This is a genomic window from Novosphingobium sp. G106 (assembly GCF_019075875.1).
Classification (GTDB): domain Bacteria; phylum Pseudomonadota; class Alphaproteobacteria; order Sphingomonadales; family Sphingomonadaceae; genus Novosphingobium.
Window position 1 is genome coordinate 1,173,516 of record NZ_JAHOOZ010000001.1, and the last position, 16,115, is coordinate 1,189,630.

Annotated in this window: 15 protein-coding genes; 7 read left to right on the forward strand and 8 right to left on the reverse strand. The window is 65.4% G+C overall.

Going from position 1 to position 16,115, the window contains the following annotated elements:
- Positions 1–153 precede the first annotated feature (153 nt).
- From dusB to hflX, 7 genes are all read left to right on the forward strand, one after another.
- Positions 154–1,143, forward strand: coding sequence for a tRNA dihydrouridine synthase DusB (dusB, locus tag KRR38_RS05560; protein ID WP_256449399.1), 990 nt, complete (start codon positions 154–156; stop codon positions 1,141–1,143).
- A 10-nt stretch (positions 1,144–1,153) separates the two neighbouring features.
- Positions 1,154–2,269, forward strand: coding sequence for a nitrogen regulation protein NR(II) (locus tag KRR38_RS05565; RefSeq protein WP_217399405.1), 1,116 nt, complete (start codon positions 1,154–1,156; stop codon positions 2,267–2,269).
- A complete protein-coding gene (locus KRR38_RS05570) occupies positions 2,266–3,681 on the forward strand; it encodes a sigma-54 dependent transcriptional regulator (protein ID WP_217399408.1) in 1,416 nt (471 codons plus the stop codon). The genes KRR38_RS05565 and KRR38_RS05570 overlap by 4 nt, the downstream gene beginning before the upstream one ends.
- 84 nt (positions 3,682–3,765) lie before the next feature.
- Complete coding sequence (locus tag KRR38_RS05575; RefSeq protein ID WP_217399410.1) at positions 3,766–5,994, forward strand: ATP-binding protein; 2,229 nt, start codon at positions 3,766–3,768, stop codon at positions 5,992–5,994.
- A 25-nt stretch (positions 5,995–6,019) separates the two neighbouring features.
- Positions 6,020–7,420: a sigma-54 dependent transcriptional regulator gene (locus KRR38_RS05580; RefSeq protein ID WP_217399412.1), complete on the forward strand. Its 1,401-nt coding sequence runs from the start codon at positions 6,020–6,022 to the stop codon at positions 7,418–7,420.
- 131 nt (positions 7,421–7,551) lie between these two features.
- The gene (hfq, locus tag KRR38_RS05585; protein ID WP_217399414.1) at positions 7,552–8,130 is read left to right on the forward strand and encodes an RNA chaperone Hfq; all 579 of its coding nucleotides are present in this window, start codon (positions 7,552–7,554) and stop codon (positions 8,128–8,130) included.
- Between the two features lie 32 nt (positions 8,131–8,162).
- Complete coding sequence (gene hflX / locus KRR38_RS05590) at positions 8,163–9,494, forward strand: GTPase HflX (RefSeq protein WP_254515166.1); 1,332 nt, start codon at positions 8,163–8,165, stop codon at positions 9,492–9,494.
- 107 nt (positions 9,495–9,601) lie between these two features.
- On the opposite strand, the gene mazG is transcribed toward hflX, so the two are convergent.
- From mazG to KRR38_RS05630, 8 genes are all read right to left on the reverse strand, one after another.
- Positions 9,602–10,393, reverse strand: coding sequence for a nucleoside triphosphate pyrophosphohydrolase (gene mazG / locus KRR38_RS05595; protein ID WP_217399416.1), 792 nt, complete (start codon positions 10,391–10,393; stop codon positions 9,602–9,604).
- Between the two features lie 64 nt (positions 10,394–10,457).
- Complete coding sequence (locus tag KRR38_RS05600; RefSeq protein WP_217399418.1) at positions 10,458–10,628, reverse strand: hypothetical protein; 171 nt, start codon at positions 10,626–10,628, stop codon at positions 10,458–10,460.
- A complete protein-coding gene (locus KRR38_RS05605) occupies positions 10,625–11,404 on the reverse strand; it encodes an MBL fold metallo-hydrolase (RefSeq protein ID WP_217399420.1) in 780 nt (259 codons plus the stop codon). The genes KRR38_RS05600 and KRR38_RS05605 overlap by 4 nt, the downstream gene beginning before the upstream one ends.
- The gene (locus KRR38_RS05610; RefSeq protein WP_217399422.1) at positions 11,401–12,192 is read right to left on the reverse strand and encodes a TatD family hydrolase; all 792 of its coding nucleotides are present in this window, start codon (positions 12,190–12,192) and stop codon (positions 11,401–11,403) included. Before KRR38_RS05610 ends, KRR38_RS05605 begins: the two co-directional genes overlap by 4 nt.
- Positions 12,193–13,749, reverse strand: coding sequence for a methionine--tRNA ligase (gene metG, locus KRR38_RS05615; protein WP_217399424.1), 1,557 nt, complete (start codon positions 13,747–13,749; stop codon positions 12,193–12,195).
- A gap of 24 nt (positions 13,750–13,773) precedes the next feature.
- Positions 13,774–14,745, reverse strand: a complete 972-nt coding sequence (locus tag KRR38_RS05620) for a DNA polymerase III subunit delta' (protein WP_254514654.1) — start codon at positions 14,743–14,745, stop codon at positions 13,774–13,776.
- Positions 14,742–14,945, reverse strand: a complete 204-nt coding sequence (locus KRR38_RS05625) for a hypothetical protein (RefSeq protein ID WP_217399427.1) — start codon at positions 14,943–14,945, stop codon at positions 14,742–14,744. The genes KRR38_RS05620 and KRR38_RS05625 overlap by 4 nt, the downstream gene beginning before the upstream one ends.
- Positions 14,946–15,149: 204 nt before the next feature.
- Positions 15,150–16,094: an SDR family NAD(P)-dependent oxidoreductase gene (locus KRR38_RS05630; RefSeq protein ID WP_217399429.1), complete on the reverse strand. Its 945-nt coding sequence runs from the start codon at positions 16,092–16,094 to the stop codon at positions 15,150–15,152.
- Positions 16,095–16,115 lie beyond the last annotated feature (21 nt).

The following is a 16,115-nucleotide window of genomic DNA, read 5'->3' on the forward strand; positions in this document are numbered from 1 at the left end:
GGCCGTGCGGGGGGGGCTTCTTTATATTTATATAAGGGCGCGTCGCCGGCGGACATTGCCGCGCCGGTAACCGCTTGCCGAGACGAGGGCAATCCACTATGCGCTGCCTGTTTTTTAGGCAGGTATACCGCTTTGCTTCCCACGCCTCCCGAATTGAAGCCGATTTCGGTCGGTCCGGTCCGCATCGACTGCCCGGTGATCCTGGCGCCGATGACGGGTGTCACCGATATGCCGTTCCGCAAGATGGTGCGCCGCTTCGGCTCGGGGCTAAATGTCACCGAGATGATCGCCTCGCCCGCGGCGATCCGCGAGACACGCCAGTCGATCCAGAAGGCGGCCTGGGACGCCATCGAGGAACCTGTCTCGATGCAACTCGTCGGCTGCACCCCGCAAGAGATGGCCGAAGCGGCCAAGCTCTCCGAGCAGAAGGGCGCCGCGATCATCGACATCAACATGGGCTGCCCGGTGCGCAAGGTGACGAGCGGCGATGCCGGCTCGGCGCTGATGCGCGACCTGCCGCTCGCCGCCAGCCTGATCAAGGCGACGGTCGAGGCCGTATCGGTGCCGGTGACGGTCAAGATGCGCATGGGTTGGTGCACCGACAGCCTCAACGCCCCCGAACTCGCGCACATCGCCGAGGATCTCGGCGCCAAGCTGATCACGGTCCACGGCCGCACGCGCAACCAGATGTACAAGGGTGAGGCCGACTGGGCCTTCGTCCGCAAGGTCAAGGACGCGGTCGCGCTGCCGGTCATCGTCAACGGCGACATCTGCGGGGTCGAGGATGCCGCCAAGGCGCTCGACCAGTCGGGCGCCGACGGCCTGATGATCGGCCGCGGCGCTTACGGCCGGCCCTGGCTGCTCGGCCAAGTCATGCACTGGCTGCAGCACGGGACAGCGGTTGCCGATCCGACGATCGACCAGCAGTACAAGCTGATCGTCGAGCACTACGAAGGCATGCTCGCTCACTACGGGGACCTGACCGGCGTCCGCATGGCCCGCAAGCACCTGGGCTGGTACACCAAGGGCCTGCCGAGCTCGGCCGAATTCCGCAACAAGGTCAATTTCGTCGACGATTCTGCCGAAGTGCTGCGCATGCTCGGCGCGTTCTACGATCCCTTCCTCCAGCGCCAGGCGGCATGAGGCGTATGGTATGAGCCCCGCCGAAGCGCTGGTCGCCGGAGCGCCCGATGCGCAGCGCCAGCTCGCCAGCCTGCCGCTCGCCATCGTCATGCTCGCGCCCGGCCTGCAGATCGCCGCGGCCAATCCCGCTGCCGAGCAGTTCTTCGGCCAGAGCCTGCGCCGTCTCGCCGGCCGCAAGCTGACCGATATGTTGTCCTTCTCCGAACCGCATCTCGCCGAGCGCATCGGCGATGCCGAGACGCCCGTCTCGGCGCGCGAGATCAGCGTAGTCGTTCCGGGGCAGGGCACGCGCCAGCTCGACGTCACCGTCACGCCTATCGTCGACGAGCCGGGCTGGCAGATGTTGACCCTGCACGATACCAATGCCGAGGCGCTCGGCGAAGGCGCAGCGGGCGGCGACAATACGGTCCTGCGCGCTCCCGAGATCCTGGCGCACGAGATCAAGAACCCGCTGGCGGGCATCCGCGGTGCGGCGCAATTGCTCGGCCGCAAGGTCAGCGAGAAGGACCGCGCGCTGACCGGGCTGATCGCCGAGGAAGTCGATCGCATCGCCAAGCTGATCGACCAGATGCAGACGCTGAGCCGGCAAACCACGGCCCCGGTCGAGCCCTGCAATCTCCATGAAGCGGCGCGCCGCGCCATGGCCGTGATCGATGCCGCCGGCACGCGGCCGCGGGTCGAGGAGGAATTCGATCCCTCGCTGCCGCCGGTGCTGGGTTCGCCCGACGGGCTGGTTCAGGTCCTGATCAACCTTATCGCCAACGCTCGCGAGGCTTGCGCCAAGGCATCGAAGCCGAGAGTCGTCGTCCGGACGCGTTTCGCCAGCGGCCTGCAGCTCCATTCGGGCAAGGCGGGCAAGCCAGTGCGACTGCCGATCGAGCTTCGCGTCAGCGACAACGGACCGGGCGTCGATCCGGCCATGCGTGAGCATATTTTCGAGCCTTTCGTGACCAGCAAGAAGACCGGGCAAGGGCTCGGCCTCGCGCTGGTGCGCAAGCTGGTGCGCGACATGAACGGTCGGATCAGTCACGAGCGCGACGACGCCAATGGCTGGACGCATTTCCGCCTCCACCTGCCGATGGCCGGCGAAACGCGCTCGCGCAGCCGTGGGGGAAGCGGTCGATGAACGTCCTGCTCGTCGAGGACGACGGCTCGATCGCCATCGTCATCACCGCCGCGCTGGAGGCCGAGGGCTTCGGCGTTACCCATTGCGACAACATCGCCGAGCGTGACCGGCAGCTGTCGAGCCAGCGCTTTTCCGCGCTGGTGACCGACGTCAAGCTCCCCGACGGTGACGGGATCGAGACGCTGGGTGTGGTCCACGAGCGCTTTCCGGCAATGCCGATCATCATCCTCTCGGCGCAGAATACGCTCGATACCGCAGTGCGCGCCAGCGATACCGGTGCTTTCGAATATTTCCCCAAGCCCTTCGACATCGACGAACTGGCCCGCACCGTACGCCAGGCGGTTGGGGCTGCCGCGGCCTCGCCGGACGGGGTCGAGGACACGGCGATCGGCGAGGGACTGCCGCTGGTCGGCCGCAGTCCGGCGATGCAGACGGTCTACCGCATGATCACGCGTGTGTTGCGCAACGACCTGACCGTGCTGATCCTCGGCGAATCCGGCACCGGCAAGGAACTGGTCGCAGAGGCGATCCACCAGCTGGGCGGTCGGCGCGATGGACCTTTCGTCGCGGTCAACACCGCAGCCATTCCCGCCGAACTGATCGAGAGCGAGCTGTTCGGTCATGAGAAGGGCGCTTTCACCGGTGCCGTCGCGCGGCATCTCGGCAAGTTCGAGCAGGCCGCTGGCGGGACGCTGTTCCTCGACGAGATCGGCGACATGCCGATGCAGGCGCAGACCCGGCTGCTGCGCGCGCTGCAATCGGGCTCGATCCGCCGGGTCGGCGGGCGTGAGGAAGTACGCTTCGACGCGCGCATCGTCGCCGCGACCAACAAGGACCTCGAGCCGCTGATCGCGGCCGGCCAGTTCCGCGAGGATCTCTATTACCGGCTCAACGTCGTGCCGATCAGCCTGCCCTCGCTGCGCGAGCGCGCCGACGACATTCCCGCTCTGGCGCGCCATTTCCTCAAGTCCGCGGCCGGGGAAGGGCTGCCGCGCCGCCAGCTCACGGCCGACGCGGCCGACCTGCTCAGCCGCCAGTCGTGGCGAGGCAATGTCCGCGAGCTCAAGAACTTCATCTACCGCATGGCGCTGCTGGCCCGCGAGGACAACGTCGATGCCGCCGCCCTGGTGCCGCTGCTGGCTCAGGCGCGTCCGCCGCAGACCGAGCCAAGCGAAGGCGGCAACCTGGAAACCGCTGTCACCCGCTGGTTGTCGGAGGTGCGCCCGGTGTCAGGAACGGTCTACGATGCCGCGCTGGCGGCCTTCGAGCGCCCGCTTTTCGTCGAAGTCCTACGGGACACCGGCGGCAATCAGCTCCGCGCGGCGCAGCAGCTCGGCATCAACCGCAACACCTTGCGCAAGCGGCTCGGCGAACTGGCGATCGACCCCGAGGAATTCACTCGACGTGGGTAAATGCAGCATCGCGGGCGCGCTGCGGTGAATTGAGCGGCAAAAACCCTTGCCGATCGGCAACAGCAGTGTTGTAAGGCTGCAACGATGACCGCCGAAACCTCTTCGCGCAATCGGCCTTGGCCGCGCTGGTGGCGGCGGGCGCAGGTAGCTGCCCGCCGGGCGAACTTCTTTGCCGTCGTCGAGCTCGTCGCGGTCATCGCCTTCCTGATCATGACCGCGACTACCTGGATCGCGCTCGAATCGCAGGCCGCCAAAGGGCAGCTTCTCCCCTCGGACCTGACCGCACTGCTGCTGATCGGCACGCTCGTGCCCGCGATGACGCTACTCGTGCTGCTCGGCCGCCGCATGGCGCTGCGCCGCGCGGCCGAGACGATCGGCGGCACGGGGCGCATGCATGTCCGGCTCGTGTTCATTTTCTCGCTGATTTCGGCGATTCCGACGCTGCTGGTGGTGATCTTCGCGTCGTGGCTTTTCCAGTCGGGCGTCGAATTCTGGTTTTCCGACAATTCGCGCGGGCTGTTGGAGAACGCGAACAAGCTCGCACGCGGCTACTACGAGCAGACGCAGCGCGACGTCGGCTACGAATCGGTCGCGATGGCCGAGGACATGCGCGCCTTCCTCAGCGCGGAATCGATAACCAGCGGCACTTTCCGGGAGTTCTATGCCTATCAGGTGGTCAATCGGAAGCTGAACGAATCGGCGATCATCCAGAAGGGTGCCGACGGCGAGCTGCGTACTGCCGCGATCGTCGACCCCGAGGGCAACAACCAGAAGCCCAGGATTCGCCCGGAAGTGCTGAGCCGCATCGACGGCGGCGAGGCGATGGTGATCAATGCCAATGCCAACAAGATCGAGGCGGTGACACCGATCGACCGGCGCACGGGCATTTACCTTTACACCGCGCGCAGCTCGGACCTGCTCGCCTTCAGCCAGGGGCAGCGCGCGCAGAACATCGTCAAGGCCTACGAAGTGCTGACCAGCCGGGCGCGGGTGCTGCAGTTGCGCTTCAACGTCGCGCTGTTCGTCTTCTCGCTGGCGCTGGTCGGCCTGTCGGTGTGGATCGCGCTGCGTTTCGCCGACCGTCAGGTGAAGCCGCTCTACGAGCTCGTCGACGCCGCGCGGCGGGTCGGCAGCGGGAACTATGCGCTGCGCGTCGAAGGCCGCACCGGCGCCGACGAGATCGGCCTGCTCAACCGTGCGTTCAACCGCATGAGCGCGCAGATCGAGGGGCAGACCCAGGCGCTGGTCTCGGCCAACGAACAGTTGCAGGAGCGTAGCGGGTTCATCGAAGCGGTTCTGGGATCGGTCAGCGCGGGCATCATTGCGCTCGACGACGAGGGCAACGTCCTGCTGATGAACAGCACCGCGCAGAGGCTGCTGCTCGACCGCAACGGACCCACCGCCGTCGGAGTGCCGCTCGAGGACGTGTCGCAGCAGCTTGCCGGCCTGGTGGCTTCGGACCTGTCGAGCGGCATCATCCAGTACGCGAAGGGCGGCGAACTGCTGACGCTGGCGATCAAGGTCAGCCGCGACACGCGCGGGCCGGTGATCACCTTCGAGGACATCACCCGCCAGCTGCTCGACCAGCGCCAGGCCGCTTGGTCCGACGTCGCGCGGCGCATCGCCCACGAGATCCGCAACCCGCTGACCCCGATCCAGCTCGCCACCGAGCGGCTCAACCGACGCTATGCCAAGCAGATCGAGACCGACCGGCCGCTGTTCGAGGAACTGACCGCCACGATTATCCGCCAGGTTGGCGACCTCAGGAAGATGGTCGACGAGTTTTCCTCATTCGCGCGGCTGCCCAAGCCCGTGTTCCGCACCGAGGATCCCGTCGCGCTCGCACGACAGTCCTTGTTCCTCCAGGAAGTTTCGCGGCCCGACATCGATTTCCGCTTTTCGGCCGGGGAGGGCATCACCACGATCGCCTGCGACCGCCACCAGTTCGGCCAGGCCATGACCAACGTGCTCAAGAACGCGGTCGAGGCGATCGAGGCGCGAGCCAAGAACGAAAGTGCCGATTATCGGGGCTTGATAGCGGTTACCATGGCACGTGGCGACAAGGACAATGTCGTCGTGTCCATAGTGGACAACGGCATTGGCCTGCCCCAGGACGGCGAGCGGATCATCGAACCCTATGTGACCACGCGCGAGAAGGGCACCGGCCTGGGCCTCGCCATCGTCAACAAGATCGTCGAGGAACATGGCGGCGAAATGAACTTCGGCCCGGCCGAGGGGGGCGGAAGCAGCGTCAGCATGAGCTTCGCCTGCGATCCGCTCGCGCTCGGACGCGGGTCGGAGGCAGCGGAATGAAATCTATGAGTGAATTGGAGGACACATGGCGCTCGATATCCTGATCGTCGACGACGAACGCGACATTCGCGAGCTCGTGGCCGGCGTACTCAGCGATGAAGGCTACGATTGCCGGACTGCGGGTGACAGCCAGTCGGCGCTGGATGCCGTCGATCAGCGCCGCCCGTCGCTGGTCCTGCTCGACGTCTGGCTGCACGGCAGCGCGATGGACGGGCTGGAAGTGCTCGACGCGCTGAAGGCGCGCGAGCCCGACCTGCCGGTGATCATCTTCTCGGGCCATGGCAACATCGATACCGCTGTCGCTGCGATCGCCCGCGGCGCCGTGGATTTCATCGAAAAACCGTTCGAGGCCGAACGCCTGCTCCACCTCGTCGGCAAGGCGACCGAGACCGAGCGTCTCCGGCGGGAAAACGCCCGGCTGCGGCAGGACTTCAGCCAGATCGAGGAGTTCACCGGTAGCAGCACGGCGATCAATCAGGTGCGCGCGACGCTGAAACGCGTCGCCAACACCGGCAGTCGCCTGCTCATCACCGGTCCGGCGGGGGTCGGCAAGGAAGTCGCCGCGCGGCTGCTGCACAGCTGGAGCCCGCGCGCCAGCCATGCCTTCGTCAGCGTCAATTCGGCGCGGATCACGCCCGAGCGCTTCGAGCAGGAGCTGTTCGGCGAGGAGGTCGACGGCAGCCTGGTGCGCCCCGGGCTGCTCGAAATGGCCGATGGCGGCACGCTCTACCTCGACGAGGTGGCCGACATGCCGCTCTCTACCCAGGCGCGCATCCTGCGCGTGCTGACCGAGCAGGCCTTCGTCCGGGTCGGCGGGCACCGCCAGATCCGCGTCGATGTCCGCGTCGTCTCGTCGACTTCGCGCAATCTAGAGCGCGAGATCGCCGAGCGGCGCTTCCGCGAGGATCTGTTCTACAGGCTCAACGTTGTCCCGGTCACTGTCCCGGCCTTGTCCGAGCGGCGGGAAGATGTCCCGGGCCTGGTGAACCAGTTCTTCGCCCGCTACGCCAACGAGCAGGGCGTACCCCCGCCGACCGTTTCTCCCGAGGCGATGACCGCGCTCCAGGCCTACGAATGGCCCGGAAACGTCCGGCAACTGCGCAACGTTGTCGAGCGGACAGTGATATTGACACCGCGCGACAGGCTCGAGCGGATCGAGGCCAACATGCTCCCGCCCGAAATCCTCAGCGGCCGGCTGCAGAGCGATTCGCTGATGTCGGCGATGATGGGGGTGCCGCTGCGCGAAGCACGCGAGACTTTCGAGCGGGAATATCTCAAGGTCCAGATTCGGCGGTTCTCGGGAAACATCTCCAAGACAGCCGCCTTCATCGGCATGGAGCGGTCTGCGCTGCACCGCAAACTCAAGCTCCTGGGCATGGCGGAGCGGCGGGAAGGCGTGCTTGAGGACGACGAAATCGAAGTGTAGTCCCTCCGCAATCTTTCGCGTTTACGCAGGCGCAGCAAAAGGATAGGAATTCACTGACTAACGAACGGTCCGGCGTAAGCCGGGCCAGATTGCGGACTGCATAAGCGGCCGCCAAGAAAATGGAGAAAGTGATGACAGGACGTACGCTTTCCGCGCGCCCCAAGCCGACGCCGCCTGCCGCGGCCGAGACGGCGCCCGTTCCCGCCGGCACCACCGCTCCCAGCGGCAAGGGCGGGCAGAACCTCCAGGACCAGTTCCTGAACCTGTTGCGCAAGAACAAGACTCCGGTCACCATGTTCCTGGTCAAGGGCGTCAAGCTCCAGGGCATCGTTACCTGGTTCGACAATTTCTCGATCCTGCTGCGCCGCGATGGCCAGTCGCAGCTCGTTTACAAGCACGCGATCTCGACGATCATGCCTTCGACGCCGATCGACGCGCGCCAGTTCGGCGCGGGCTCGGAAAACGGCAAGAAGCAGCGCCTGCTGCAGGACGTGTTCCTCTCGAGCATCCGCAATGCCGGGGTCCAGGTGACCATGTTCCTGGTCAACGGCGTCATGCTCCAGGGCCGCATCGCCGCCTATGACCTGTTCTGCATGCTGCTCGAGCGCGAGGGTTACGTCCAGCTCGCCTACAAGCATGCGGTGTCGACGATTCAGCCGGTGACACCGGTGGATCTGACCGGTGAGACCGACGAAGAAGACGTCGGCTGACCGCCAAGGATAAAGAGATAGAACGAGAGGACCTGAAAGGCGAGGTCACGCGCGGAGCGCGGGCCGTCGTCGTCTGCCCCCAGCTACGCGGCAAGAGCGGCTCCGGCCAGGATGCCGAGGCTCGTCTGGAGGAAGGGAAGGGGCTTGCCCTGGCGATCGGGATCGAGGTGGTGGATGCGTTCATCATTCCGATCCGCGAGGCGAGGGCGGCCACGCTGTTCGGCGAGGGCCAGGTCCGCAACATCGAGATCGCCTGCAACCAGTCCGAGGCCGAGCTGGTCATCGTCGACGGTTCGCTTTCAGCGATCCAGCAACGCAATCTCGAGGAAAAGCTCAAGCGCAAGGTGATCGACCGCACCGGCCTGATCCTCGAAATCTTCGGCGAGCGCGCGGCTACGGCCGAAGGCCGGCTGCAGGTCGAACTGGCCCATCTCGACTACCAGGCCGGCCGCCTCGTGCGCAGCTGGACCCACCTCGAACGCCAGCGCGGTGGCTTCGGCTTCCTCGGCGGCCCGGGCGAAACCCAGATCGAAGCTGACCGCCGACTGATCCGCGACCGCATGGCGCGGCTCCGGCGGGAACTCGATCAGGTGCGCCGCACGCGCGGACTGCACCGCGACCGGCGGGAAAAGGCACCCTGGCCCGTGGTTGCGCTCGTCGGCTATACCAATGCCGGAAAATCAACGCTTTTCAATCGCCTGACCGGGGCGGAAGTGATGGCCGAGGACCTGCTCTTCGCCACGCTCGACCCGACGATGCGCGCGATCCGTCTTCCGGGGCTCGACAAGGCGATCCTGTCGGACACTGTCGGCTTCATTTCCGACCTGCCGACCCAGCTCGTCGCCGCCTTCCGCGCGACGCTCGAGGAAGTGACCGGCGCCGACGTCGTGCTCCACGTCCGCGACATCGCCAATCCGGACAGCGAAGCGCAGAAGCGTCAGGTCCTGAACGTACTTGCCGAGCTCGGCATCGTCGACGAAGTCGCCGATGAGCGGGAAGAGGACGAGGCACCGCGCATGCCGATCGTCGAGATCTGGAACAAATGGGATCTGCTTCCCGCCGACCGGACTAACGAGCTCCTCGACATCATCGCGCATCACGCCGACGAGGTCATCGTACCGGTCTCGGCGGTCACCGGTCAGGGATGCGACGAGCTGCTCGAGACCGTGAGCCGGCTTCTGACCGCCGACGCCCAGGTCTACAGCTTCCTGCTTCCCGCCGGAGAAGGGCAGAAGCTCGCCTGGCTTCAAGCGCACGGCGAGGTTCTGGTCGAGGAGGATGGTGGGGAAGGGGAGCAGGGTCCGTTGCTGCGCATCCAGGTCAGGCTGTCTCCTCGCGAGATGGGCCGCTATTCTCGTCTGTAAGGCTCATACGGTGCGTTGAGCGGCCTTTTGGCTATCGGTGCCTGTAAATCTCGATTTTGCGCTTAGAGGAGCTCTGAGGGGATTTCTTCTTAGGAAGGCGTGCGGGGCTATGCCCCATTTTGCCTTTCGAGGGCCTTTACAGCGCGCCAAAGCGCTTCCTGGCTGTCGAGGTCCAGCGAGGCGAAGTCGACGCTCTGAGCGGCTGCCAGGGCTTCCATGGCGCGGAAGCGCGTTTCGAACTTGGCATTCGCAGAGCGCAGAGCGTCCTCCGGGGCAATGCCATAGGCGCGGACGAGGTTGACCGCGGCGAACAGCAGGTCGCCGGCTTCCTCTGGGCGGGAACTTTCGTCTGCCTCGGCAAGCTCGTCCATTTCCTCGCGGACCTTGCCGGCTGGACCGGTGGGATCGGGCCAGTCGAACCCGACACGCGCGGCGCGCTTCTGCAGCTTCTCGGCGCGCATCAGCGCCGGCAGCGCCACGGCCACGCCGTCGAGCGCGCTGGTCGCGCCCTTGGCCTCCCGCTCAGCGGCCTTCAGGGCTTCCCAGCGGTGCGTTTGACCTAGGCCGTCGTCGGCCAAGTCGCCGAAGATGTGCGGATGGCGTGCTTCGAGCTTCGCGGAGATCGCCGCGGCGACATCCTGGAAGGCGAAGTGACCAGCTTCTTCGGCCATGCGGGCGTGAAACACGACCTGGAGCAGCAGATCGCCGAGCTCGTCGCGCAGCGCGTGGAGATCCTCACGCTCGATCGCGTCGGCGACTTCGTAGGCTTCCTCGATCGTATAGGGCGCAATCGTCGCGAAGGATTGCGCGCGGTCCCACTCGCAACCCGAAACGGGGTCGCGCAGCCGCGCCATGATCGCGAGGAGGCGGTCGAGAGGAGGTTCTTGCTGGCCGGTCATTTTGGAATGATAATATATATTATGTTAAATTGGATCGGAGCCGAAAGGCCCCCTGCGAGGGGCTTCATGCCGCGAAACGCTGGAGGACGAAAGCCAGCGCGGCGATAATCACCACCCAGATCCCTGCCATCAGCGCGGTCTTGCCGAAATCGAGCTGTCGGTGCCGCAATGCACGCACCGCCAGGAACAGCGACGCCATGATCGTCACGAGCGCAACGATCATGTTGCCGTTCATGCGGCGAGCTCCATTCCGTCATAGCCGACTTCGATATGAGCAGGAATTTCGCGGCTGAGCTGCGTGTAGTCCAGCGACTTGTCGAGATGCGTCAGCACCGCGCGGCGGACACGCGCGGCCTCGGCCAGCTCCAGCGCCATGCCGAGATGCGCGTGCGTCGGATGCGGCTCACGGCGCAGGCAGTCGATCACCAGGATGTCGCAGCGGTCGAACAGCGCGACCATCTCGGACGTAACCGCGCTGAAATCCGTGGCGTAGCCGATCGACGCGCCGTCGCATTCGAAACGGTAGCCGGTCGACTGCGCCGGACCGTGCGGCATCTGGCACGATGCCACGGCAAATCCGGCACAGAGCCGTAGCTTGTCGAGCGTTTCGAGTTCGACGATCGTCGGATAGCCGAACTCGCCGGCGAAAACGTATGAGAACCGCTGGCGCAGCCGCCGCGCGGTTTCGGTCGAGGCATAGCCCGGCAGCGGACCGGCGCGGCCATAGCGCATCGGCCGGAGGTCATCGATGCCGTGGACGTGGTCGGCGTGGTCGTGCGTCCAGAACACCGCGTCGATCCGGTCGATCCGGCTTGCAAGCAGTTGCGCCCGCAGATCGGGCGATGTGTCGACCAGCAGCCGCTTGCCTTCGTCGCTTTCGACGATGATCGAAACGCGCGTGCGGCGGTTCCGCGGATCGGCGGGATCGCATTCGCCCCAGTCGCCGCCGGCGACATCACCGACGCGCGGAACGCCTGTCGACGTGCCGCTGCCGAGCATGATCAGCTTCACGCGGCCGCTCGCGTCGCTTGCGTCTTGGCAAACAGGTCGAAGAAGTTGCGCGTCGTGGCTTCGGCCAGCGCTTCCGGCGTTTGCCCGCGAAGCTGGGCGACGAAACGGCAGGTGTCGGCGGTAAAGGCCGGCTCGCAGGTCTGCCCGCGGTGCGGAATTGGCGCGAGAAACGGCGCGTCGGTCTCCAACAACATCCTGCCGGCGGGAAGTTCTGCGGCGACCGCCTGGAGATCCCTGGCGTTCTTGAAGGTCACGATACCCGATAGCGAGATGGTAAGGCCAAGGTCGAGCATCTGTCGCGCGAAGTCGGCCGATGCGGTGAAGCAGTGGATCAGCGCCGGGAAAGCGCCCTGCTCCATTTCCTCGGCGATGATCCGGGCCGTATCGTCCTCGGCGTCGCGCGTGTGGACGATCAGCGGCAGCCCGGTCACGCGGGCTACACCGATATGGGTACGGAACAGCGCCTGCTGCGTCGCGCGGTCGGAATGGTCGTAATAGTAGTCGAGCCCGGTCTCGCCGATGGCGACGACCTTGGGATGCTCGGCCGCCTCGATCAGCGCCGCCGCGCCGAGATCGGCATGGGCATCGGCCTCATGCGGATGGATGCCGACGCTGGCCCAGACGTTGTCCTCGCGCGCCGCAGTGCCGATGACCTGGTCCCATTCGCGCCGGCGCGTCGAGATATTGAGAAAACCGCCGATTCCCGCCTCGTGGGCACGTGCAATGACGCCCTGCTGATCCTCGACCAGGCCCTTGTATTCGAGGTGGCAATGCGAATCGATCAGCATTCAGGCGACCTCGGCGGGAAGTTCGAGGCGCGGGAAAGCCGGCGTCGGGTTCTCGACGCGGATCGTCGCCGGATCGCTGCCGATGGCGGCATAGGAGCGCTGGCCCGTGGCTACGCAGAGCGCATCGAGCATCTTGGACGCGGCGACCGGAACGACGGGCGAAATCGCGATGGCGAGATCGTGGATGCAACCGCAAAGCGTCGCGAGCACGCGCTCCATGCGCGCGGGATCGGTCTTGCGCAGCGCCCAGGGCGCCTGCTCATCGACATACTGGTTGCAGGCGAAGACGGCCTGCATCCAGGCCTCGATGCCGACCGAAAAGGCCAGCCGGTCGAACGCGGCAGGAAGTTCGTCGCGGCTGGCGGCAGCAACCTTGGTGCGCAGCGCGGCGTCGGCTTCCGCGATCGGTTCCGTCGCGGTCACTTCGCCGCTGCAGTTCTTGGCGATGAACGACAGCACGCGCTGGACGAGATTGCCGAAGCTGTTGGCCAGTTCGGCATTGGCGCGGGTGACGATGGCTTCGGGCGAATAGGAACCGTCCTGGCCGAAAGCGACCTCGCGCAGCAGGAAATAACGCAGCGTGTCGACGCCGTAGCGCTCGCTGAGTTCGACCGGATCGGTCACGTTGCCAAGCGACTTCGATTCCTTCTGCCCGCGATTGAGCAGGAACCCATGGCCGAAGACCTGTTTGGGTAGCGGCACACCGGCGCTCATCAGGAAGGCGGGCCAGTAGACTGTGTGGAAACGGATGATGTCCTTGCCGATCAGGTGCAGGTCGGCCGGCCACCACTTGGCCATTTCAGGGGTTTCCTCGGGAAAACCGAGGCCGGTCAAGTAGTTGGTGAGCGCATCGACCCAGACGTACATGACGTGCCCCGGACCTTCTGAAGCGTCGCTGCCGGGCACTTTCACGCCCCAGTCGAAGGTCGTGCGCGACATCGACAGGTCGCGCAGGCCGCCTTCGACGAAGCGTGCGATTTCGTTGCGGCGGCTCTCCGGGCGCAGGAAGTCGGGCTGGTTCTCGTAGAGCGCCAGCAGCGGCTCGGCATATTTGGACAGGCGGAAGAACCAGCTCTCCTCGACCGTCCATTCCACCGGGGTGCCCTGGGGTGACAATTTGTCTCCCCCTTCCCCTTCGACCAGCTCGCTTTCGTCGTAATAGGCCTCGTCGCGGACCGAGTACCAGCCCTCGTAGCGGTCGAGATAGAGGTCGCCGGCGGCCTCCATGCGGCGCCAGAGTTCCTGGCTGGCAAGATGGTGGCGCGGTTCGCTGGTGCGCAGGAAGACGTCATAGGATACGTTGAGTTTGTCACACATATCAATGAAATACTGTGACATTTCGTCTGCCAGCGCGGCCGGCGTGGTGCCCAGCTCGCGCGCTTTCTGCGCCATCTTTAGGCCGTGCTCGTCGGTCCCTGTCTGGAAGCGGACGTCGAAGCCCTGCAGGCGCTTGAACCGTGCCATGACATCGGCCGCGATCGCCTCGTAGGCATGGCCGATGTGCGGTTTGCCGTTGGGATAGGAGATCGCGGTGGTCAGGTAATAGGGTTCGGCCATGGTGGCGCGCAGTCTTTCACGATTTCAGGTTGCGGCCTCTCTAGGCATCGCGGCCGAGGCCAGCAACCCGCCAATCTCCATGATAAGCAGCCCGGCGTCGAAATTGTAGGTCGGCGCCTCGCGCGCGAGCCGGGTTATGGCGCCGTGCGCCTGGATCAGCTTGAGCTGGCGCCCGCGCGGCGCCGCGGCGAGATCTTCGGCCAGCGTCGCGCGGGCGAGATCGAGCGCGGCGAGGATGCGCTCACGGTCTGGCCGCGCGCCGATTTCGTCGGCCAGGGCTCCGCGCAGGCCGAAGCCGGCATCGCCCTCGCGCATGATCCGCTGCATCAGCACGTGCAGCGGCCCGAGTTCGCGGTCGACGAAAGCCAGGGCCGCGCCGGGCGAGCCTTCGGCCGCGGCAATCGCTGCCGCGCGGGTGGTCGTATCGGCGTTAGGCGATTGTTTTTGCAGGATGGTGTCGATTTCTCTCGCTGCGACCGGCGCGAAGCGGAGCATGCGGCAGCGCGAGCGCACGGTCGCGAGCAGCCGACCGGGACGGTGCGTGACGAGCAGGAAGAACGTGCCGACGGGCGGCTCCTCGAGGCTCTTGAGCAATGCGTTGACCGAGCCCTTCTCGAGATCGTCGGCCGGATCGATGATCACCGCGCGGCGACTGCCGAGCGTCGGGCGCGTGATCAGCCGTGATTGCATCCGGCGGATCTGGTCGACCGTGATGTTGCGCTTGGTCTGATAGGGCTTGCCGTCGTCGCGCTTTTTTTCCTCGTCGTCGTTCGCTGGTAGCGGATCGAGCACGATGATGTCGGGATGCGCGCCGTCGGGCTGGTGCACGCCCGCCTCTGCGACGAGTTCGCGTGCGGCTGCGCGGGCGAAGGCGCCCTTCCCCATGCCCTTCGGCCCTGCGAGTATCCAGCCGTGGTGCATCCGCGCGGATTCCAGCGCCGCGCGCCACTCGCGCCAGGCGCTCTCGTGGCCGATCATCTCGTCGCCCGGTGTCATGCGCCGATTTCCGCGAGAAACGGAGTGGGCGCGGTCACGATCGCAGCATGCGTTGTCTCGCGACTGACCCCGCTGTCAATGCGGGCAAAGCGCAGCGGCTCGGCGCGCGGGTGCCAGCCTTCGCCATCGAGCCCGAGCAGCAGATTGCGGATCGTCTCGGCACCGACCGGCCGGCGTTGTCGAGTTGCGCAATGAACCATGATTCTCGACTACCTCGATTTGGCGAGATTGGCATAGGGCTTGATGACCTCACGATGAAAAATGGTCAGCATTGGAATGCTCGCCCCGGTCCGGTTTACATTCGACAGCCTGGGGAACGGCAGCTAATTGGCATTGGTGGCTGAGTAGATGACCGCCTATATAAAACGCGGTCGACCGATGGAACGACGGCTTCGCCTTCCTTTCTATGAGATCTTTTGATTACCCGGTCTATATGCTCGCAAGCCCCATTGCGAGGTGTCCATGAGCGCAAGGCCTACCGTCGTGGCCTGGGTTTCGTCCATCACTTCGTCCCACCGATCGGCGATTGTCTCGATTGCATGATCACGGTCGGTGAAGCCCTCGGTCCGAGAAATGAAGCAGCGCTGGACCTGCCCCCCTACCGCATCGAGGCATTCGCCGGTGACAGGGCAGGCCTCATGGGCCAGGTAGCCGACCGCAGGCGACGACAATTCGGGAGGCAGACTGGACTTGGACTGCGCCAAAATCGGGGAGTCCTCTTCCATCGAAGAGATCACCATGCGCGTATAGGCTCCCGGGCTGACTGCGTTGACCTTGATCCCGAGCCGGTCGCCTTCCGCTGCCAAAGCTCGCGTCAGCGACCAGACACCGCCTTTGCTCGCCGCATAGACAGCCTGATCGGCAAATCCCGTCATGGATGCTGAAGTGATGTTGACGATCCGACCGTATTTTGCGGCTGCCATGTGGGGCCAGGCTGCGCGGCTGCACCAGATGGTGCCCATGAGGTTGACGTCGATATGCCGCTGGATGTCTCGCGGGGTGATATCGGCGAACGGCGCTCCAATGGTAATGCCGGCATTGTTGACGAGAATGTCCACGCCGCCAAACGCGTCGAGCGCAGTCCGCACGATCGCCTCGGCCCCTTCGAGCGAGGCTACCGAGTCCGTGCAGGCGATCGCTTTCCCGCCTGCAGCGATAATCTCTTGCACGACAGTCTCTGCGGAAGCAGCGCCGGGGTAGTGCCGAGCCTCCGGATCGAGCCCGATATCGTTGACAACGACGCTGGCGCCGCGGGAGGCCAATAGCAGAGCATGGGTTCTACCGAGGCTGGGATTCCCGCCGGCGCCGGTGACAATCGCAGTTCGACCATCGAAGCGAAGCTCTTGCATGTACTCATTCCTTCAGGATTG

Excerpts from the sequence above, each read along its gene's own strand:
- KRR38_RS05610 (WP_217399422.1), bottom strand. The coding sequence starts at position 12,192 with ATGCTGATCGATTCGCATTGCCACCTCGAATACAAGGGCCTGGTCGAG.
- KRR38_RS05600 (WP_217399418.1), bottom strand. The coding sequence starts at position 10,628 with ATGAACGGCAACATGATCGTTGCGCTCGTGACGATCATGGCGTCGCTG.
- KRR38_RS05565 (WP_217399405.1), top strand. The coding sequence starts at position 1,154 with ATGAGCCCCGCCGAAGCGCTGGTCGCCGGAGCGCCCGATGCGCAGCGC.
- KRR38_RS05620 (WP_254514654.1), bottom strand. The coding sequence starts at position 14,745 with ATGACACCGGGCGACGAGATGATCGGCCACGAGAGCGCCTGGCGCGAG.
- KRR38_RS05625 (WP_217399427.1), bottom strand. The coding sequence starts at position 14,945 with ATGGTTCATTGCGCAACTCGACAACGCCGGCCGGTCGGTGCCGAGACG.
- KRR38_RS05580 (WP_217399412.1), top strand. The coding sequence starts at position 6,020 with ATGGCGCTCGATATCCTGATCGTCGACGACGAACGCGACATTCGCGAG.
- mazG (WP_217399416.1), bottom strand. The coding sequence starts at position 10,393 with ATGACCGGCCAGCAAGAACCTCCTCTCGACCGCCTCCTCGCGATCATG.
- KRR38_RS05570 (WP_217399408.1), top strand. The coding sequence starts at position 2,266 with ATGAACGTCCTGCTCGTCGAGGACGACGGCTCGATCGCCATCGTCATC.
- metG (WP_217399424.1), bottom strand. The coding sequence starts at position 13,749 with ATGGCCGAACCCTATTACCTGACCACCGCGATCTCCTATCCCAACGGC.
- hfq (WP_217399414.1), top strand. The coding sequence starts at position 7,552 with ATGACAGGACGTACGCTTTCCGCGCGCCCCAAGCCGACGCCGCCTGCC.
- KRR38_RS05575 (WP_217399410.1), top strand. The coding sequence starts at position 3,766 with ATGACCGCCGAAACCTCTTCGCGCAATCGGCCTTGGCCGCGCTGGTGG.
- KRR38_RS05630 (WP_217399429.1), bottom strand. The coding sequence starts at position 16,094 with ATGCAAGAGCTTCGCTTCGATGGTCGAACTGCGATTGTCACCGGCGCC.